15 protein-coding genes are annotated in these 20,110 nt (G+C 71.0%); 8 read left to right on the top strand and 7 right to left on the bottom strand.

From position 1 onward, the window contains the following. Positions 1 to 113: 113 nt before the first annotated feature. From ACIBJG_RS33660 to ACIBJG_RS33650, 3 genes are read right to left on the bottom strand one after another with little or no spacing between them, the layout of a single operon-like run. Positions 114 to 1,205 carry an NAD(P)-dependent alcohol dehydrogenase gene (locus tag ACIBJG_RS33660; protein WP_399313447.1) on the bottom strand — a complete coding sequence of 364 codons (1,092 nt, stop codon included), beginning with the start codon at positions 1,203 to 1,205 and terminating at the stop codon, positions 114 to 116. Further along, the gene (locus ACIBJG_RS33655) at positions 1,202 to 1,711 is read right to left on the bottom strand and encodes a DUF4334 domain-containing protein (protein WP_399313446.1); all 510 of its coding nucleotides are present in this window, start codon (positions 1,709 to 1,711) and stop codon (positions 1,202 to 1,204) included. Before ACIBJG_RS33655 ends, ACIBJG_RS33660 begins: the two co-directional genes overlap by 4 nt. A gap of 46 nt (positions 1,712 to 1,757) precedes the next feature. After that, a complete protein-coding gene (locus ACIBJG_RS33650; RefSeq protein ID WP_399313444.1) occupies positions 1,758 to 2,477 on the bottom strand; it encodes a TetR/AcrR family transcriptional regulator in 720 nt (239 codons plus the stop codon). Positions 2,478 to 2,736: 259 nt separating this feature from the next. Here ACIBJG_RS33650 and ACIBJG_RS33645 point away from each other — a divergent pair, with 259 nt between their 5' ends. The 6 genes from ACIBJG_RS33645 (at position 2,737) to ACIBJG_RS33620 (ending at position 11,573) form a co-directional block, all read left to right on the top strand. Further along, on the top strand, positions 2,737 to 3,891 hold the full coding sequence (locus ACIBJG_RS33645) for a CaiB/BaiF CoA transferase family protein (RefSeq protein ID WP_399313442.1): 1,155 nt from the start codon (positions 2,737 to 2,739) through the stop codon (positions 3,889 to 3,891). Further along, the gene (locus tag ACIBJG_RS33640) at positions 3,891 to 4,916 is read left to right on the top strand and encodes an LLM class F420-dependent oxidoreductase (RefSeq protein WP_399313440.1); all 1,026 of its coding nucleotides are present in this window, start codon (positions 3,891 to 3,893) and stop codon (positions 4,914 to 4,916) included. Before ACIBJG_RS33645 ends, ACIBJG_RS33640 begins: the two co-directional genes overlap by 1 nt. Then, positions 4,913 to 6,061 carry an acyl-CoA dehydrogenase family protein gene (locus tag ACIBJG_RS33635; RefSeq protein ID WP_399313438.1) on the top strand — a complete coding sequence of 383 codons (1,149 nt, stop codon included), beginning with the start codon at positions 4,913 to 4,915 and terminating at the stop codon, positions 6,059 to 6,061. Before ACIBJG_RS33640 ends, ACIBJG_RS33635 begins: the two co-directional genes overlap by 4 nt. A gap of 76 nt (positions 6,062 to 6,137) precedes the next feature. Next, positions 6,138 to 7,352: an acetyl-CoA C-acetyltransferase gene (locus tag ACIBJG_RS33630; RefSeq protein ID WP_399313436.1), complete on the top strand. Its 1,215-nt coding sequence runs from the start codon at positions 6,138 to 6,140 to the stop codon at positions 7,350 to 7,352. A 31-nt stretch (positions 7,353 to 7,383) separates the two neighbouring features. Beyond that, positions 7,384 to 9,561, top strand: coding sequence for a 3-hydroxyacyl-CoA dehydrogenase NAD-binding domain-containing protein (locus ACIBJG_RS33625; RefSeq protein WP_399313434.1), 2,178 nt, complete (start codon positions 7,384 to 7,386; stop codon positions 9,559 to 9,561). Between the two features lie 179 nt (positions 9,562 to 9,740). Next, positions 9,741 to 11,573: an AMP-dependent synthetase/ligase gene (locus ACIBJG_RS33620; RefSeq protein ID WP_399313433.1), complete on the top strand. Its 1,833-nt coding sequence runs from the start codon at positions 9,741 to 9,743 to the stop codon at positions 11,571 to 11,573. A 75-nt stretch (positions 11,574 to 11,648) separates the two neighbouring features. Here the strand turns inward: ACIBJG_RS33620 and ACIBJG_RS33615 are convergent, their stop codons facing one another. Further along, entirely contained in the window at positions 11,649 to 12,788 is a 1,140-nt protein-coding gene (locus ACIBJG_RS33615) for an acyl-CoA dehydrogenase family protein (protein ID WP_399313431.1), read from the bottom strand. 88 nt (positions 12,789 to 12,876) lie between these two features. Here ACIBJG_RS33615 and ACIBJG_RS33610 point away from each other — a divergent pair, with 88 nt between their 5' ends. Then, complete coding sequence (locus tag ACIBJG_RS33610; RefSeq protein WP_399313429.1) at positions 12,877 to 13,503, top strand: TetR/AcrR family transcriptional regulator; 627 nt, start codon at positions 12,877 to 12,879, stop codon at positions 13,501 to 13,503. A 54-nt stretch (positions 13,504 to 13,557) separates the two neighbouring features. Here ACIBJG_RS33610 and ACIBJG_RS33605 read toward each other — a convergent pair whose 3' ends face one another. Together ACIBJG_RS33605 and ACIBJG_RS33600 are read right to left on the bottom strand one after the other, a co-directional pair. Further along, positions 13,558 to 15,063 carry an aldehyde dehydrogenase family protein gene (locus ACIBJG_RS33605; protein ID WP_399313427.1) on the bottom strand — a complete coding sequence of 502 codons (1,506 nt, stop codon included), beginning with the start codon at positions 15,061 to 15,063 and terminating at the stop codon, positions 13,558 to 13,560. A 279-nt stretch (positions 15,064 to 15,342) separates the two neighbouring features. Then, the gene (locus tag ACIBJG_RS33600) at positions 15,343 to 16,266 is read right to left on the bottom strand and encodes an LLM class F420-dependent oxidoreductase (RefSeq protein WP_399313425.1); all 924 of its coding nucleotides are present in this window, start codon (positions 16,264 to 16,266) and stop codon (positions 15,343 to 15,345) included. Positions 16,267 to 16,473: 207 nt separating this feature from the next. On the opposite strand from ACIBJG_RS33600, the gene ACIBJG_RS33595 reads away from it, so the two are divergent. Beyond that, a complete protein-coding gene (locus tag ACIBJG_RS33595) occupies positions 16,474 to 17,919 on the top strand; it encodes a glyceraldehyde-3-phosphate dehydrogenase (protein ID WP_399313423.1) in 1,446 nt (481 codons plus the stop codon). Between the two features lie 66 nt (positions 17,920 to 17,985). On the opposite strand, the gene fusA is transcribed toward ACIBJG_RS33595, so the two are convergent. After that, entirely contained in the window at positions 17,986 to 20,064 is a 2,079-nt protein-coding gene (fusA, locus tag ACIBJG_RS33590; RefSeq protein WP_399313422.1) for an elongation factor G, read from the bottom strand. Between the last annotated feature and the right edge of the window lie 46 nt (positions 20,065 to 20,110).

Genomic DNA, 20,110 nt, shown 5'->3' with positions numbered 1-20,110 from the left:
ATGGAGCCGGGCGGTCTCGGCGCCGCTCGCGCAGGACGTGACTTCCGCATCACTTGTCGGTGTTCCGGCGGGCGGAGGTGCCGTCCGCCGACGCGTTCGGCCGGACCCGCCTGTCAGGTGAAGGTGAGGACGGGTTTGACCACGCTGCCGTCCCGCATGGCGGCCACGGCCGCTTCGATCTCCTCGAACGGGAACGTGGAGACCAGCCGGTCGATGGGGAACAGGCCGCGCCTGTGTAGGCCGATCAGCTCGGGGACGAAGCGGCCGGGGTCGGAGTCACCCTCGATCACCCCGTGAACGCGGACGCCCTTGGCGAGCAGGCCCATCACGTCGAACGTCACCTCACCACCGAGGCCGAGTAGCGCGAGTTCGCCGCGCGGGCGCAGAGCACCGACGGCCCGGCGGGCCATCTCCGGACGGCCGGTCGTCTCGACGACGTGGTGCGCACCGCCGCCGGTGAGGTCGCGGAGCGCCGCCACCATTCCGTCCCCGGGGGCCAGGGCCGCCTCGGCGCCGAGATCGACGGCCAGGGCGCGGCGGGAGGCGACCGGATCGACGGCCACCACCGGGTCGCAGCCCACGGCCACCGCGGCCATCAGCGCGCTCAGGCCGACCCCGCCCGCGCCCAGGACGACCAGCGAGGAACCCGGCTCGGGGCGCAGCCGGTTGAGTACGGTGCCCGCGCCCGTCTGACCGCCGCAGCCCAGCGGCGCCGCGATCGCGGCCGGCAGGTCGGAGGGCACCTTGACCACGCCGCGTTCGTGGACGACGGCGTGCGTGGCGAAGCTGGACTGGCCGAAGAAGCCGGCGTGGAGCCGTGTGCCGTCGAGCGAGAGCGCAGTGGTGCCGTCCTCACGTCCGCCGGAGAAGTTCAGGGCCTGCGCCGCGTGGCAGTAGGCCGGGTGGTTCGCAGCGCACTGCTCGCAGGTGCCGCAACTGGCGAAGGTGAGGCAGACGTGGTCGCCGGGCGAGAGGCCCGTCACCTCCGGGCCCACCGCCTCGACCAGGCCGGCACCCTCGTGGCCGAAGACCATCGGGGTGAGGTGGCGGGGCCAGGCGTCCCGCATCCCGAGGTCGGTGTGACAGACGCCGACCGCCGTCATCCTCACCAGCACCTCGTGCGGCCGCGGGTCCTCCAGGTCCGCGTCCCGGATGGTGAAGGGTGCGCCCGGCGCCTCGGTGAGCGCGGCGCGGATGCGCCTCACGAGTCCTCTTCGGCGCGAGGGCTTCCGTGCGGGGCCTCGGGGGCGCGCTCGAGGAAGAAGTAGTAGAAGGGGCCCTCGGCGGGGACACCCTTGGCGTTCATGATCCCCATCAGCGTGGTGTCGTCCACCTGCTTGAAGTGGTCGAAGACCGGCCGGCCGTCGTAGACCATGGTGGCCGTCGGCTCGCCCCGGAACTCGACGGTCCACAGGCTGGCCTCGCCCTGTCCCAGCTCGCGGTTGGAGTACAGCTCGCCCGCATCGTTCCGGCAGATCAGCGGCTTGGCGTCGTGCACGGAGGTGAACGTCTTGCCGTACCAGCCGGCCTCGTCCAGCATGCCGTCGAGAGGGTGACCGGTGCGGAACTCGCCGCCCTTCCACTCACCGAGTATCTCCTCGGGACGGACGGTGGCCAGCAGGGCCCAGATCTCGTCGAGTTCGAAGGTGTCGACCGGGCCGTCGTTCTCCCGGAGCTCCTGGAACCGGGTGAGGGCCTCGTGCTCGTTCATGAGGGCTGTCCTCTCGTCGGGGTGGTGTGAACCACGGAGTGAAACGTCAGGAAGTGCGTGCGGCGGAGCCCCGGGGTGCGGAGGTCTGCGCGAGTGAGGAGCGCCGTGAGAACGGGAACGTGAGGTCGCCGGTGACCGCGCCGGGGTGGCCCACGGTGCCAAGGCTCAGCAGCACGTGGCGTTCGGCGACCTCCTCCGCGGTGAGCGGGCCGTCCGCGCGGAACCAGTTGGCGACCCCCTGGCACATGATGAGCACCGAACGCGTCGCGTCGGCCGGGATCGGTGTGGTGAACACGCCCCGGGCGCGGCCCGCCTCGACGGTGTCCAGCAGCATGTGCTCGAGGTAGTCGCGCAGGGCGACGTAGCGGGCCCTGTTCGGTGGCTCCAGGCTGCGGATCTCGGTGTCGAGGAAGGCCAGTTGCTGCCGGTGGGCCATGTAGAGCACGATCGACTCGACCATGCCGCAGAGTCGCGCCAGCGGATCGTCCCCGGCCTCCCCGGCCGCGGCCCGGCAGCGGTCCAGGACGTCCTTGATGGACGTCTCGAGCAGCGTGGCCAGCAGGGCCTGCTTGTTCTCGTAGTGGTAGTACAGCGCGGGCACGGTGACGCCGACCCGTCCGGCGATGTCCCGCACCGAAGTGCCGTGGTAGCCGTGCTCGTTGAAGGCCACCATGGCGTGCGTCAGGATCGGGTGCAGATCGAGCGGTCCGTAGGAGCGCCAGTGCTCGGCCGGGGGCGCGGTGGGCTGGCTCGGTTCGGTACTCAACGGCTCTCCTCGGGGCGGGCGGCGATCGGCGGCATCGTACGGCCGTGAGTCCGAAGCAGCCCCCTTCTGTCGCTTAGCGGTCGGTCAGGGAATTCGTGCGATCGATAGCCGGCTCGATCTCGATTCCCCGGTATGGGACCACAAAAACTGTGGCTGCGCGAGGAGTTGACCGCCCGTCGTTGCGCTTCTACGTTCTTAGCGAACGCTCAGTAAGGCCCCGGTTGAGCGGCGAACCCGCCGCGCGCCGAGAGAGGAACCCATGAGCCATCACTCCACCGACCCTCCCGGCCGCACCGTGGCGGGCCCCCTGGACGGCGTGCGCGTGGTCGAGCTGGCGGGGATCGGCCCCGGCCCGTTCGCCGCGATGCTGCTCGCCGACCTGGGCGCGGACGTGGTGCGCGTGGACCGCCCCGGCCCCTCGCCCCTCGGTGGCGATCCCGCCCACGACGTGACCAACCGCAACAAGCGCTCCGTCCTGGTCGACCTCAAGGCACCCGAAGGGCCGGGAATCGTACGGGCGTTGGTGGCACGCGCCGAGATCCTCGTGGAGGGCTACCGGCCAGGTGTCGCGGAGCGGCTCGGGGTCGGCCCCGAGGAGTGCATGGCCGTCAACCCCGCGCTCGTGTACGGCCGGATGACCGGCTGGGGCCAGCGCGGGCCCCTCGCGTCGCAGGCCGGGCATGACATCGGCTACATCGCCACCGCCGGAGCCCTGTCCATGAGCGGCGCACCGGACGGTCCGCCCGCCTTCCCGGCCAACCTGCTCGGCGACTACGGGGGCGGCTCCCTGTACCTGACCACCGGCGTACTCGCCGCGCTGCTCACCGCCCGCGCCACCGGCCGCGGCCAGGTGGTGGACGCCGCGATCGTGGACGGCACCGCACACCTCACCACCATGTTCTGGGGCATGCTCGCCGAAGGCACCTGGCAGGACGCCCGCGGCAGCAACCTGCTCGACGGCGGCCGCCCCTACTACGGCGTGTACGAGACGGCTGACGGCGGCTGGATGGCGGTCGGCGCGCTGGAGCCGCAGTTCTACACGGTGTTCGTCTCTCTGCTGGGCCTGGACGGGGACGAACTGCCGGACCGCGCCGACCCGAGCAACTGGCCTGATCTCCGGGCCCGGTTCACCACCCGGTTCAAGAGCGCCACCCGAGAGGAGTGGACAGCGGTCTTCGAGGGTTCCGACGCCTGCGTCGCGCCCGTGCTCTCGCTGCACGAGGCAGCCGGCCACCGGCACCTGACCGAACGTGGCACCTACACGGAGGCGTACGGCATCACCCAGCCCGCCCCCGCCCCGCGCTTCTCCGACACCCCCGGCACTCTGCGGCTGCCCCCCGCCGTCCCCGGCGCGCACACCCCCGACGTGGCCCGCGACTGGGACGTGCCCGAACTGCTGAAGGACCACTGCTGATGGAGCTGTCCTCACCCCTGACGTACGCCGCCGATCCGCGCGCCACCGCGGACCGGGCCGCGGCCCTGGAGTCCGCCTGCCTCGACGCCGTCTGGGTGGCCGAGGCGTACGGCTTCGACTCCCCGACGATCATGGGATACCTCGCCGCGAGGACCGAGCGGATGCGGATCGGCTCGGCCATCCTCAACGTCTACTCGCGCACCCCCGCACTGATCGCCCAGACCGCCGCCGGCCTCGACGCCCTCAGCGGAGGCCGCGCCATCCTCGGCATCGGCGCCTCCGGTCCCCAGGTCGTCGAAGGCTGGCACGGCCGCCGTTACGACCGGCCGCTGGGCCGCGCCCGCGAGGTGATCGAACTGTCCCGGCGGATCTGGCGGCGCGAGGTGATCGAACACCACGGCATCACCGACCTGCCGCTGCCGCCGGAGAAGGGTGGCACCCTCGGCAAGCCGCTGAAACTGCTGAACCACCCCGTCCGCGACACCATTCCCGTCTACCTCGCGGCGCTGGGCCCGGCCAACGTCAGGATGGCCGCCGAGATCGCCGACGGATGGCTGCCGTTCCTCTACGTCCCCGAGCACGCCTCCAAGGTCTGGGGCGATTCGCTGGCCGAAGGGACCGCCAAGCGCGACCCCGCGCTCGGACCGCTCTCGATCGTGGCGGGCGGCCTGCTGGCCATCGGCGACGACTCCGAGGCGATCCGCGACCTGATGCGCCCTTCCGTCGCCCTGTACGTGGGCGGCATGGGGGCGCCCGGCCGCAACTTCTACCACGACCTCGTCTGCTCCTACGGCTACGAGCCCGCCGCGGCCGCCATCCAGGAGCACTACCTCGCCGGCCGCAAGAAGGAGGCGGAGGCCGCCGTACCGGCCGAGCTGCTGGAGCAACTCTGCCTGGCCGGTCCCGAGGGCTATGTCCGCGACCGTGTCGAGGTCTTCCGTGAGGCGGGCGTGACCATGCTCAACGTCACTCCCCTCGGCCCTGATCCCGCCCGGCTGATCGAGCAAGTGAGGAGCTGGCTGTGACACTGGAACGGGACCTCTACGGCCCCGATCACGAGGCCTTCCGCGAGACGGTGCGGGCCTTCCTCACCAGGGAAGTGGCCCCGCACCACGCGCGCTGGGAGAAGGACGGCGTCGTCGACCGCGAGGTGTGGCGCTCGGCCGGCCGCCAGGGCCTGTTGGGCATGGCCGTCGACGAGGCGTACGGCGGCGGCGGAACCGGTGACTTCCGCTACAGCACCGTCCTCATCGAGGAGTTCGCCCGCGCCGGTGCCTCCGGACTTGCCCTGAGTCTGCACAACGACATCGTCGGCCCGTACCTGACCCGGCTCGCCGACGAGGAGCAGAAGAGCCGTTGGCTGCCCGGTTTCGTGACCGGTGACCTCGTCACCGCCATCGCCATGACGGAACCCGGCGCCGGCTCCGACCTGCAGGGAATCCGGGCCGACGCCACGGACCAGGGTGACCACTACCTGCTCAACGGCACGAAGACCTTCATCTCCAACGGCATCCTCGCCGATCTCGTCGTCGTGGTGGCCCGTACGACCCCCGAGGGCGGAAGCGGCGGGCTGAGCCTGCTCGTCGTCGAACGCGGAGCGGAGGGCTTCGAACGGGGCCGAAACCTGGACAAGATCGGCCAGAAGTCCCAGGACACAGCCGAGTTGTTCTTCGACGACGTGCGCGTCCCCAAGGAGAACCTGCTGGGGGAGGAGAACAACGCCTTCGCCTATCTGATGGGCAACCTCGCACAGGAGCGGCTGGCCATCGCGGTCGGCGCCGCCGCGGCGGCCGAGGAGATCCTGGACGTCACCACGCGGTACGTGAAGGAGCGCGAGGCGTTCGGGAAGCCTCTGGCCAGGCTCCAGCACATCCGCTTCGAGATCGCCGAGATGGCCACCGAGACCGCGGTCACCCGGACCTTCCTGGACCGCTGCGTCACCGAGCACAGCGAGGGCCGGCTCGACGCCGTGGACGCCTCGATGGCCAAGTGGTGGGCCACCGAGCTGCAGAAGCGGCTCGTCGACCGCTGTCTGCAACTCCACGGCGGATACGGCTACATGAGCGAGTTCAAAGTGGCCCGGGCCTTCCTCGACAGCCGTATCCAGACCATCTACGGCGGCACCACCGAAATCATGAAGGAGATCATCGGCCGCTCGCTGCTCCGTTGAGCGCGGGCCGACTCCTCGCGGCAACAACCGTGTGGCGTTCGCGGTTTCCTCCAGATCCGACATGGAAGGCACCAAGGTGAGCACCGAAGCGTATGTGTACGACGCGATCCGCACCCCGCGCGGTCGCGGCAAGGCCAACGGGGCCCTGCACGCCACCAAACCGGTCGACCTGGTCGTCGGGCTGATCCACGAGACCCTCCGCCGCTTCCCGGACCTCGACCCGGCGGCGATCGACGACATCGTCCTCGGTGTGGTCAGCCCGCTCGGCGACCAGGGCGCGGACATCGCCCGCACCGCCGCCATCCTCGCGGGTCTGCCGGAGACGGTGGCCGGAGTGCAGGAGAACCGCTTCTGTGCGTCCGGGCTGGAGGCCGTCAACATGGCTGCGATGAAGGTGCGTTCGGGCTGGGAGGACCTGGTCCTGGCAGGCGGCGTGGAGTCCATGTCGCGTGTGCCGATGGGCAGTGACGGTGGGGCCTGGGCGCTGGATCCGCGTACCAACCACGACACCGGCTTCGTCCCGCAGGGCGTCGGAGCCGACCTGATCGCCACCCTGGAGGGCCTCTCCCGGCACGACGTGGACACCTACGCGGCGCTCTCCCAGGAGCGGGCCGCCGCAGCCTGGAAGGACGGGCGCTTCGACCGCTCCGTCGTCCCCGTGCGGGACCGCAACGGGCTGCTGGTCCTCGACCACGACGAGCACATGCGCCCCGGCACCACCGCCGATTCGCTCGCCGGGCTCAAGCCGTCGTTCGCGGCGATCGGCGAGATGGGCGGCTTCGACGCGGTGGCGCTGCAGAAGTACCACTGGGTGGAGAAGATCGAGCACGTCCACCATGCGGGCAACTCCTCCGGCATCGTGGACGGCGCCGCACTCGTCGCGATCGGTTCGAAGGAGATCGGCGAGCGCTACGGGCTCACCCCGCGCGCCCGGATCGTCTCCGCCGCCGTCTCCGGTTCCGAGCCCACGATCATGCTGACCGGCCCCGCGCCCGCCACCCGCAAGGCGCTCGCGAAGGCAGGACTGACCATCGACGACATCGACCTCGTCGAGATCAACGAGGCGTTCGCCGGTGTCGTCCTGCGCTTCGCCCGCGACATGGGGCTCTCCCTCGACAGGATCAACGTCAACGGCGGCGCCATCGCGCTCGGCCACCCGCTCGGCGCCACCGGCGCGATGATCCTCGGCACCCTCATCGACGAACTGGAACGGCGCGACAAGCGCTACGGCCTCGCCACTCTCTGTGTGGGCGGCGGCATGGGCATCGCCACCGTCATCGAGCGTCTCTGACCGTCCCCCTTCCTACGGAGAAGACAGACACATGACCGAGAGCACGACCATCCGCTGGGAACAGGACGAGACCGGCGTCGTCACCCTCGTACTCGACGACCCCAACCAGTCCGCCAACACCATGAACGCCGCGTTCATCGACTCGCTGGACGCTGTCGCGGAACAGCTGACGGAACGCCGTGACGACATCCGGGGCGTCATCGTGGCCTCCGCCAAGAAGAGCTTCTTCGCCGGCGGCGACCTGCGTGACCTGATCTCCGTCACCCGCGAGACCGCCGGGGCCTCCTTCGAGGCCGGGATGCGCGTCAAGCGTTCGCTGCGCGTCCTGGAGACGCTGGGCAAGCCGGTCGTCGCCGCCATCAACGGCGCGGCCCTGGGCGGCGGTTACGAGATCGCCCTGGCCTGTCACCATCGTGTGGTGCTGGACGGCGCGGCCGCCCGCGTCGGGCTTCCCGAAGTCACCCTGGGTCTGCTCCCCGGCGGTGGGGGAGTGACCCGCACGGTCCGCATGTTCGGTGTGGCCGACGCCCTGCAGAAGGTCCTCCTGAAGGGCGCCCAGTACGGACCGGCGCGCGCGCTGGAGGCCGGCCTGGTCGACGAGATCGCCGCCGGTCCGGACGAACTCCTGGCCAGGGCGCGGGCGTTCATCGACGCCAACCCGCAGTCCGCGCAGCCTTGGGACGCCCCTGGGTACCGCATCCCCGGCGGCACCCCTTCGGACCCCGAGCTCGCCGCGCAACTCCCTGCCTTCCCCGCACTGCTGAAGAAGAAGACCGGGGGCGCCCCCAGCCCGGCGCCGCGCAACATCCTCGCAGCAGCCGTGGAGAGTTCCCAGGTCGACGTGGACACGGCCTTCGAGGTGGAGGCCGGATATCTGACGGAACTGGTCACCGGGCAGGTCACCAAGAACATGATCCAGGCGTTCTTCTTCGACCTGCAGGCGGTCAACTCCGGCGCCGGCCGCCCGAAGGGCGTCGAGGCGCGCAAGGTGACCAGGGTGGCTGTGCTCGGCGCGGGCATGATGGGGGCCGGGGTCGCCTACTCCTGCGCCACGGCGGGCATCGACGTCGTGCTGAAGGACGTCTCCGCCCGGGCGGCGGCGAAGGGCAAGGCCTATTCCGAGAAGCTGTGCGCCAAGGCAGTCTCGCGTGGCAAGTCGACGCAGGAGGAGGCGGCCGCGCTGCTGGCCCGTATCACCCCGACCGCCTCCGTGCAGGACCTGGCCGGCTGCGACGCGGTGATCGAGGCCGTCTTCGAGGACACCGGCCTCAAGCACAAGGTGTTCCAGGAGATCCAGCAGGTGCTCGCCTCTGACGCCCTGCTGTGCTCCAACACCTCCACCCTGCCCATCACCGTCCTCGCCAAGGGGGTGGAGCGGCCGCAGGACTTCATCGGCCTCCACTTCTTCTCGCCGGTCGACAGGATGCCGCTGGTGGAGATCATCAAGGGCGAGAAGACGGGGGAGGAGGCGCTGGCGCGCGCCTTCGACCTGGTGCGGCAGATCCGCAAGACGCCGATTGTGGTCAACGACTCGCGCGGCTTCTTCACCTCCCGTGTCATCGGCCACTTCATCGACGAGGGCGTCGCGATGGTGGGTGAGGGCATCGACCCGGCCTCCGTCGAGCAGGCCGCAGCCCAGGCCGGCTACCCGGCCAAGGTCCTCAACCTGATGGACGAGCTCACCCTGACGCTCCCGCGCAGGATCCGCGAGGAGAGCCGCCGTGCGGTCGAGGCGGCGGGCGGGACCTGGGAGCCGCACCCGGCGGACGCCGTCGTGGACCGCATGATCGACGAGTTCGGCCGCCCCGGACGCAGCGGCGACGCCGGCTTCTACGAGTACGACGAGAACGGCAGGCGCACCCGCCTCTGGCCGGGACTGCGCGCACACTTCACGCATCCCTCGAAGCAGCCTGCTGACCTGACCGAGATGGTGGAGCGGATGCTCTTCGTCGAGGCGCTGGACTCGGTGCGCTGCCTGGAGGAGGGTGTGCTGGTCTCGGTGGCGGATGCCAACATCGGCTCGCTCCTCGGTATCGGCTTCCCGTCGTGGACCGGCGGCGTGCTGCAGTACATCAACGGCTACGAGGGCGGCCTGCCCGGCTTCGTAGCCCGCGCGGGTGAGCTGGCCGGGAAGTACGGCGAGCGGTTCGCCCCGCCCGGACTGCTGTTGCGCAAGGCCGAGCAGCGCGAGACCTTCACCGACGCCTGATCTTCCGGGGCCCGCGGAACCCACCCCGAATCCGCAGCTCCGAGCACCGGCCGGGCCCCGCGGCCCGGACAGCGGGAGGCAGTCAGGACCTTCCGAAGCGCTCCGCCGCCACGCCCGCCGGGGCTCCCCACCGCCCCGGTCTTCTCAGACGTTCTCTTCCGACCCGCAAGGAGGCCCCGATGACATCACCGCCCCGCACCACCGGCGACCTGCCCGACGACCCGGCAGACCGGACCCTGCCGCAACTCCTGACCCGTAACGCGCACGAGTACCCGCAACTCCCCGGCCTCTCCTGGCAGTCCGCAGGGGCGGACGGCAGCTGGACGACCCTCACCTGGGCGGAGATCCACGAGCAGACCCGGAGCCTCGCCGCCGGCTACGTGGCCCTCGGCGTCCGCCGAGGCGACCGCGTCCTGCTGATGATGTCCAACCGGTCCGAACACTGGCTGTCCGACCTGGCCCTGGTGCGGCTCGGCGCGGTCCCGGTCAGCGTCTACGGAACGGCGGCCCCCGAGCAGATCACCCACATTGCCCGCAACTGCCGGGCCCGTCTCGCTGTGGTGGAGGGGGCCGCCCACGTGGCGGTGTGGGAGCCGCTGCTGGCCGACGCCGAGACCCCGCTGGAGCGCATGGTGGTGGCCGAGGCGGGCGAGGAGGAAAAGCACTTCCCGTACGCCGCCCTGCTCCGCGAACCGGTGCCGGAGCAGTTCGCCGAGGAACTGGACGCCGCCCGTCCCGAGGACCCGCTGACCGTCGTCTACACCTCCGGGACCAGCGGTGAACCCAAGGGCGTCGTCCTGACGCATCACCAGGTGATGGCCAATGCCCTGGCGCTGGACGCCGTGGTGGAGCTGCCCCCGCACGTCGAGCACATCTGCTACCTGCCCTTCGCCCACATCGCCGAACGGATGCTGGGCATCTACCTGCCCTGCCACCGCGCCTCGCACGTCTACCTCTGTGCCGACCCGACGGGCGTCGCCGCCGTCGTGCGCAAGGTGCGCCCCGCGCAGTTCTTCGGGGTGCCGAGGATCTGGGAGAAGCTGTCCGCCACCGTGCGGGGCATCCTCTCCCTGATGCCGGCCGAGCAGCGGGCGGTCATCGACCAGGCCTTCGAAGTCGCCCGCGAGCACGTCGGGTACCGCGAGCGGGGCAAGACGCCGCCCGCCGACCTCGACGAGCGTTACGTCCGCGTCCGCGAGGAGGTGCTGCTGCCGATGCTGGCCGCGGGTGGTCTGGACCGGGTGACCTGGTCGGCCAGCGCGTCCGCGCCGATGTCGGCCGAGGTGGTGAGGTTCTGGGCCGGCTTCGGCATCGTCATCATGGATGCCTGGGGGCTGACCGAGACCACGGGCGTCGCCACCAGCAACAGCCCGCGGGCCGGTTTCCGGCTTGGTTCGGTGGGCCGCCCGGTGGAGTCCGTGGAGGTACGCCTCGCCGAGGACGGCGAGATCCTGGTGCGGGGCTCGTCCGTCTTCTCCGGCTACCTCCAGCCGGACGGCTCGGTGCGGTCCGCCCTGGACGCCGACGGCTGGCTGGCCACCGGCGACATCGGCCGGTTGGACGAGGACGGCTACCTCTGGCTCACCGACCGCAAGAAGGAGATGATCATCACCTCCACCGGCAAGAACGTCTCGCCGGCGCTGGTGGAGAACGCGCTCAAGGAACACCCGCTGATCGGCCAGGCGATGGTGCACGGCGACAACCGCTCCTACCTGGTCGCCCTGCTGGTGCTCGACACGGAGGCTGTCCCTGCCTGGGCGGCGGCCAACGGCGTTGGGACGGTGGAGGGGCCGAGCGGGCCGGCGGACAACCCTGCCGTCCGCGCGGAGGTGGACCGCGCGGTCGCCGCCGCCAACGCCCGTCTCAACCGCACCGAACAGATCAAGCGGTACGAGCTGCTGGTACGGGAGTGGGGCCCGGCCACCGGCGAGCTGACGCCGTCGCTCAAGATGCGGCGCCGGGTCATCCGGGACAAGTACGCCGACGAGCTGTCCGGGCTCTACGAGGACTGACCGGGCCGCCTCCTTTCACGGACGCGACAGGGCGGTCGACCACCCGGTCGACCGCCCTGTCGCGTCCGCACCGTCTCAGAGGCCGTAGGTCTTGCCGATGACGTCCCGCTGGATCTCGCTGGTCCCGCCGTACACCGTGGAGACCACCGCGGCCCGCAGATGGCGCTCCATGTCGAACTCCGTGGTGTAGCCGTAGCCGCCCATCATCTGCATGCCCTCCAGGGCGGCACGCTTGGCGGTCTCGGTCGCCTTCAGCTTGGCCATCGACGCCTCGCGCGGGAACAGCTTGTCCGGCTGTGCGTCGCAGTCCAGGGCCACCTCACGCACCAGCAGCCGGGCGCACTCGATCTCGGTGGCGAGGTCGGCGATCCGGTGCCGCAGTGCCTGGAAGGAGCCCACGGGCCGGCCGAACTGCTCGCGCTCGCGTACGTAGGCGACCGTGTCGTCGAACGCGCGGCGCGCCAGGCCCAGCATGTTCGCGGCCAGGAAGAGCCGTTCGTAGTTGAGCCCAGCCATCAACTGCCGCCAGCCGTTGTCCACCTGGCCGACGACCGCGTCCGCCGGCAGTCGCACGCCGGTGAGGAACACGTCGTTCACCTCCCGGCCGCCCATGGTGTCGATGCGCCGCACCTCCACGCCCGCGGTACCGGCGGGCAGATGGAACATGGTCAGGCCGCCGTGCTTGTCCTCGCCGGTGCGGGCCACCAGCAGGATGTGCTTCGCGCAGTGCGCGTTGGAGATCCAGGTCTTCTGGCCGTCGATCGCCCACGTGCCGTCCGCCTCCTGACGGGCCTGGCACCGCAGCGCGCCGACGTCCGACCCGGCCTCCGGCTCCGACATGGCGATGGACAGCACCTCACCGCCCACGGCACCGGTCAGCACCTCCTGCCGCTGCTGCTCGGTTCCGAACCTCTCGTACGCCTTGGCGGCGATGACGGTGGTGATGAAGCCGCCGGCGGGGACCATTCCGTACGAGGTCTCCTCCAGGAAGAGACAGGAGTCGGCCAGCCCGCCGCCGGAGCCCCCGTACTCCTCCGGCAGGCACACCCCGAGCCAGCCCAGTTCGGCGAGCCGGCCATACAGCCCGGGGTGGTGGGCTTCACGGCCGCCCGAGGTCAGCGCGTCGCGCTGCTCCCGGGTGCCGCACTCCCGCTTGGCGAAATCTCGGACGGCCGCGACGAAATCGGCCTGCTCTTCGGTGAGGCGACTGCCCATCAGGTCCTCCGGGTGTCGTGGGTGATACGAAGAGATGGTATGCGTTTCATTGTCTCTGCGGGGGGTGTTCGCCGGTATCGTGACCGCCATGAGAACTGACACGAACGACTCGGGGCTCTCCCGGGCCATCGCCCAGCCGGAGGCGGAGGACCGTACGGCGCTACGGATCCTCGACGCCGCCCTGGAGCAGTTCACCCTCCTGGGTCTGCGCCGCTCCTCCGTGGACGATGTCGCCAAGCGCGCCGGTGTCTCCCGCGTCACCGTCTTCCGGCGCTTCCAGAGCAAGGACAAGCTGGTCGAGGCCACCCTGCTGCGCGAGCTCAGCCGGTTCTTCCAGCGGCTGGACGCGGCGGTGGCGGCGTTGCCGACGATGGAGGAGCGGGTCGTCGAGGGCTTCGTGGTCGCCCTGCGCCACACCCGGGCCCATCCGCTCTTCGGCGGCCTGCTGCGTCTCGAACCCGAGGTCGTACTGCCCTACATGACGGTGCAGGGCGGCTTCTCGCTCTCCGCAACGGTGACGTACCTGACGGGTCATCTGCGCCGCGCCCAGCAGGCCGAGGGGCGTCCCGACGAGGATCCGCAGCCGGTCGCCGAGCTCATGGTGCGCGTCGCCGTCTCGTTCCTGCTCAACCCGGCCAGCTGTATCGAGATGGACGACGAGGACCAGGCCCGGGCCTTCGCGCGCCGCTACCTGGCCCCGCTGCTGGACGCCTGACCGGCCGGGCCGGCCGGCCGGGCGGACGGTCCGGGCCGGCGGGGGCGCGGCCGTTCAGCGGCGCCGGTGCAGTGCCCGGGCGATCCGTACCGCGCGCTCGCGTGTGGCCTGTGGGACCTCGAAGGAGGTCAGCGCGATCGGTGGGGTGAACCGCTGCACGGTGGTCGACTGCACGGAGGTGAAGGAGCGCAGTCCCTCCTCGCCGTGGAGCCGCCCGAAGCCGGAGTCCTGCGAACCGCCGAACGGGAGGGCCGGCACGGCCGCGAAGCCCAGCACCGAGTTCACCGACACCGCCCCCGCACGCAACCGCGCCGCGATCGCGGCACCGGCGCGCCGGCTGCGGCAGAACACCGCGGCCCCCAGGGCGTAACGGGACGCGTTCGCCCGCTCCACCGCCTCGTCCACGTCAGCCACCGCGTTGATCGCCACGACCGGCCCGAAGGTCTCCTCCGTCATCGCCGCCGCGTCCTCCGGAACGCCGGTCAGTACGACCGGTGCGACGTACGGAGCGCGAACCGACTCGGGCCCGCCCAGCAGGGCCCGCGCACCCGCCGAGACCGCACCGGTCACATGCCGCTCGACGATCGCGACCTGGCCGGGCAGCGTCATCGGGCCGTAGGTGGCGTCCGCCTCGGAGCCCGGGCGCAGTCCCTCGGCCCGCTTGACCACGCGTGCGCACAGCGCCTCATGGACCTCACGCACCGCATAGACGCGTTCGACCCCCGCGCAGGTCTGGCCGGCGTTGCTCAGCGCACCCCACACGATCGCGTCGGCGGCCGCGTCCAGGTCAGCGTCCGCGGTGACGATCACCGCGTCCTTCCCGCCGCACTCGGCGAGGAACGGCGTCAGCGTCTCGGCGCACACCGCCATCACCTTGCGGGCCGTCCCCGGCGAACCGGTGAACGCCAGCTTGTCGACCCCGGACCGGGCCAGGGCGTCCCCGGTGGACGCGGCGCCGGTGACGGTGGTGAGCAGCCCGGCGTGTTCGGGCACGGCGGCGTCGAAGAGCTCGGCCAGCAGGACCCCCGTGCCCGGGGTCAGCTCGGACGGCTTGAAGACCACGGCGTTCCCTGCTGCCAGGGCGTAACCGATGGAGCCCATCGGCGTGTACAGGGGGTAGTTCCAGGGACCGATCACGCCGATCACGCCCAGCGGCCGGTGCACCAGCGAGGCCCGCTGGTGGACGGTGAACAGCCCCGTGCCCACCTTCCGCCGGCGCAGTACGCGTCCGGCGTTACGGGCGGCCCAGCTGAGGTGCTCCAGCGTGAGGACCACCTCCAGCGCGGCGTCACCGGCCGGCTTGCCAGTCTCCTCGGCGATGGTGCGGGCCACCGCGTCCAGGTCGGTGGCGAGGGCCTTCTTCCAGCGCAGCAGTTGGTCACGGCGCCGCGACGCGGGGAGCGCTGCCCATCCGGCCTGGGCGGCGCGGGCCCGGACCGCGGCACGGGAGACCTCTTCCGGCCCGTTCACCGGATGCTCGGCGAGCGGCTCGCCGGTCGCGGGGGAGCGCGTGGTGAAGGTCGCGGCGGGACGTGCGGCCGGGGTGGTGGTGTCGGTCATCGGGTCTCCTGACGGGGAACGCGAGGGGCGGACGACCACGCCCGTACGGAGGCCCTCTTCGGCCCCCTGCGACGCGGGTCGTGGTGGTGCCGACTGTTCCGGATCTCATGGGGAGCACCCCGGTGAGTCGAAGATACTGAAACTATTGAGTTGTTTCATCGCGCGTCAATACTCCGGACGTAATGCCGGACGTAATGCCGGACGTAATGCCGGACGCCACGCCGGACGCCACGGAGGCGCGGAAGGCGCCACCGCGCCTCCTTCGTACCCGCACCCGCCTCAGCCCGCCAGCTCCCCGAGCAGTTCCCACGTCCGCCGCCGGTCCGCCTCCCCGGCCAGGTCCGTCCCCGAGAACACCACTTCGGTCGCCCCGGCATCCCGGTAGCGCCCCACCTCGGCGGCCACCGCCTTCTCGTCACCGATCACGGCGACGTCACCGGCCCGTGCGGCGCCCGACAGCTCGACGACCCGCGCGTACGAGGGGAACTGTTCGTAGAACGCGAGCTGCTCGGTGGCCGTCCTGCGCGCGGAGTCGGGGTCGCCGGTGACGACGCCGTGCACCAGCGCGACGATCCGGGGCGCGGGGCGGCCCGCGGCCTCGGCGGCGGCGGTGACCGCCGGGACGATGTGCTCGGCCAGGGCCCGGGGGCCCGCGAGGTACGGCAGGATCCCGTCCGCGAGCTCGCCGCTGACCCGGAGCGCCTGCGGGCCCATCGCAGCCACGAGCAGGGGGACTCCGCCCTCCGCGCCGGGCACGCGCGCGGGGAGTGGGGTGGTCGCCGTGAGCAGCTCGCCGTGGAAGTCGGCGCTGCCGGTCTCGGTGAGCTGCCGCAGCGCGGTGAGGAACTCGCGCAGGCGGGCGATGGGGCGCTCGTAGGGGATGCCGAAGCCCGCCTCGGTCAGCGGCTTCGTGCCGAGCGCGAGCCCGAGGTGGTAGCGGCCGTGGGTGGCCGCCTGCGCGGTCTGGGCCTGGCTGGAGACGAGCAGCGGGTGGCGTCCGAAGACCGGGATCGCGGACGTGCCCACCTGGAGGTCAGGCACCTCGCGCCCGACGATCGCCGCGAGCTGCGGGGAATCGGCACCGAAGGTCTGCCCGAACCAGGCGGACCGCAGCCCCGCGGCGGCGGCCTCCCGGGCGAGGTGCACGGTGGCGTCGATCTGGTTGTCGGATCCGGTCGCGCTGAGCGCTACTCCCACAGTCATGTCAGGGGAAAACAGCGGACGTTGGCCGTACATTCCGGTTCCCGTATGACGACTTCGTGTCCGCTGCGTGAACCCGTCCGAGCCCGGGCGGGCGTGCCCGCGTCACGTACCCCCGCACCTCTCCGGGGTCGTCGGGCGGCACCGTCTGGATGATCAAAAGAACGACGGGTTACCATATGAGCGCCGCCTAGCTCGAAAGATAAACCTGTGACTGTCAATGACGACTCGTTCACCAACTGGATGCACCGCGAGGAGATTGCGGAGTCGATGATCCCGATCATCGGGAAGCTGCACCGCGAGAGGGACGTCACCGTCCTTCTGCACAGCCGCTCCCTGGTGAACAAGTCGGTGGTGAGCATCCTCAAGACCCACCGATTCGCCCGGCAGATCGACGGTGCAGAGCTCTCGGTCACCGAGACCCTGCCGTTCCTCCAGGCCCTCACCACCCTCGATCTCGGTCCGTCCCAGATCGACATCGGCATGCTCGCCGCGACCTACAAGGCCGATGACCGAGGCCTTTCCGAGGCGGAGTTCACCGCAGGTGCCGTGGCCGGTGCCACGGGTGCCAACAAGATCGAGCGCCGTGAGTCCCGCGACGTCGTGCTGTACGGCTTCGGCCGTATCGGCCGGCTGCTGGCCCGCCTGCTCATAGAGAAGGCCGGATCCGGCAACGGCCTGCGGCTCCGCGCCATCGTCGTCCGCAAGGGCGCGGGCCAGGACATCGTCAAGCGCGCCTCGTTGCTGCGGCGCGACTCCATCCACGGCCAGTTCCAGGGCACGATCACCGTCGACGAGGCGAACAACAAGATCATCGCCAATGGCAACGAGATCCAGGTGATCTACTCCGACGACCCGACGTCGGTCGACTACACGGCGTACGGCATCAACGACGCCATCCTGATCGACAACACCGGCAAGTGGCGTGACCGCGAGGGCCTCTCGAACCACCTGCGTCCGGGCATCGACAAGGTCGTCCTGACCGCGCCGGGCAAGGGCGACGTCCTCAACGTCGTGCACGGCGTCAACCACGACATGATCAAGCCGGACGAGCAGATCATCTCCTGCGCCTCCTGCACCACCAACGCGATCGTCCCGCCGCTCAAGGCGATGGCGGACGAGTACGGCGTCCTGCGCGGGCACGTGGAGACCATCCACTCGTTCACCAACGACCAGAACCTGCTGGACAATTACCACAACTCCGACCGCCGCGGCCGCTCCGCGCCGCTCAACATGGTGATCACCGAGACCGGCGCCGCCTCCGCCGTCGCCAAGGCGCTCCCCGACCTCGATGCGACGATCACGGGCAGCTCGATCCGGGTGCCGGTGCCGGACGTCTCGATCGCCATCCTCAGCCTGAAGCTCGGCCGCGAGACCACGCGCGAGGAGGTCCTCGACTACCTCCGTGACGTCTCGCTGACCTCGCCGCTCAAGCGCCAGATCGACTTCACGACCGCCCCCGACGCGGTGTCGAGCGACTTCATCGGCTCGCGGCACGCCTCCATCGTCGACGCGGGCCCCACTCAGGTCGACGGCGACAACGCGATCCTCTACCTCTGGTATGACAACGAGTTCGGCTACTCCTGCCAGGTCATCCGGGTCGTGCAGTACGTCTCCGGGGTGGAGTACCCGACGTATCCCGAACCGGTGCACTGATTCCGGCAGTTGCCTGACCGCACCAGGCCGGTCCCACCCGCTGACGGGTGGGACCGGCCCTGCGCGCTAACCGGACACCGATGCCGGTGCCGGCGCGTAGCCGGTGGCCCGGGTGGTGAACGTGCCCCGGCCCTGTGTCCGGCTGCGCAGCCGCGTCGCGTAGCCGAACAGCTCGGCCAGCGGCACGGTCGCCGTGATCACCACCGCACCGGCCCGTGCGGTGGAGCCGGACACCCGGCCGCGCCGCGCGGCCAGATCGCCGAGCACCCCGCCCACGGCCTCGTCGGGCACCGTCGCCGTGACCTCGACGACCGGTTCCAGCAACACCATCGCACTGGAGCGCAGCGCCTCACGCAGCGCGAACCGGCCTGCCGTACGGAACGCCATCTCCGACGAGTCCCTGGGATGGGTGGCGCCGTCGGTCAGCGTCACCCGCACCCCGGTCACCGGATGCCCGGCGATCGGACCCTCCAGCAGGGCGTCCCGGCAGCCGGCCTCGACCGCCCGGACGTACTCCTGCGGAACCCGGCCTCCGACGACCGCGGAGCGGAACACGAACTCCACCCCTGCGGCGCGGTCGTTTTCGTCCTCCAACGGCTCGACGTCGATGACCACATGGGCGAACTGCCCGGCACCGCCGTCCTGTTTGACGTGCCGGTACACCAGACCCGACACCCCGCGGACGACCCTCTCCCGGTACGCGACCTGCGGCCGGCCGACCCGCACCTCCAGCCCGTGGGCGCGGCGGATCTTCTCCGCGGCCACTTCCAGATGCAGCTCACCCATGCCCGAGAGCACCGTCTGACCGGTCTCGGAGTCCGTCCGTACCGCGAGCGACGGATCCTCCTCGGCCAGCCGTACGAGTGCCGCCATCAGCCGCTCCGTGTCGGTGCTCCGGCAGGCCTCGACCGCCACCGAAACGACCGGATCGGCCACCGTCGGCGGTTCCAGGACCAGCGGGGCGTCCGGCGCGCACAGGGTGGCACCGGCGCGGACGGCCTTGGGGCCGATGACCGCGACGATGTCCCCGGCGACCGCCGCGTCGACATCGACATGGCGGTCCGCCTGGACCCGCAGGATGCGGCCGACGCGTTCGCTGCGCCGGGCGCCGACGTCCAGCACCGTTTCCCCCTTCCCGATCGTTCCCGAGTACACCCGCAGATAGGTCAGCCGGCCCGTCGCGGTCGCGTTGACCTTGAACGCGAGCGCGGCGAACGGCGCCGCCGGATCGGCGGCCCGCTCCTGTACCGCGTCGCCGAGCGTGCCCCGTACGGGTGGAACGTCCAGTGGGGAGGGCAGATACGCCACGACGGCCTCCAGCAGCGGCTCGACACCGCGGTTGCGGTAGGCGGAACCGCACAGCACCACGACGCCCTCACCGGTATGCGTCAGATCACGCAGTGCCGCGGCCAGCGTCCGCTCGGAGAGGTCGGACCGTGCACAGAACTCCTCCAGCGCGGCTGGATGGAGCTCCGCCACCGTCTCCTCCAGCAGCCGCCTGCGCCGCTGTGCCTCGCCCCGCAGTTCACTGGGTACGTCCCCCTCCTCGTACGTGTCGCAGCCGTCGGCCCAGACGAGCGCCCGCATGCGGAGCAGGTCCACCACTCCGCGGAACTGCTCCTCCCGGCCGATCGGCAGTTGGACCACCAGCGGGATCGTGTGCAGCCGCTCCCGGATCGATGTGACGGCCGTGTCGAGGTCGGCGCCGGCCCGGTCGAGCTTGTTGACGAACGCGATGCGCGGCACGGCGTGCCGGTCGGCCTGGCGCCACACCGACTCGCTCTGCGGCTCCACGCCGGCGACCGCGTCGAACACGGCGATCGCGCCGTCCAGCACCCGCAGCGAGCGCTCGACCTCGTCGGCGAAGTCGACGTGCCCCGGGGTGTCGATCAGGTTGATCCGGTGGCCCGCCCAGGTGCAGCTCACGGCGGCGGCGAAGATGGTGATGCCGCGGTCGCGTTCCTGGGAGTCGAAGTCGGTGATGGTCGTCCCGTCGTGAACCTCGCCGCGCTTGTGGGTGGTGCCGGTGGCGTAGAGGATCCGCTCGGTGACGGTGGTCTTGCCCGCGTCGACGTGGGCGAGGATGCCCAGATTGCGAACATCGGTGAGTGCGCTGGTCAGTTGGCGGTGCTGTTCGGTACGCATGGTCCGTGGCCTTTCGGATGATCCGGAAGAAGACGGCGCGATGCCC

Origin of the sequence: Streptomyces sp. NPDC050422 (assembly GCF_044458665.1) — a bacterium.
In the GTDB taxonomy this organism is placed as follows: Bacteria; Actinomycetota; Actinomycetes; order Streptomycetales; family Streptomycetaceae; genus Streptomyces.
This window is presented reverse-complemented; position numbering and strand designations above follow the sequence as displayed.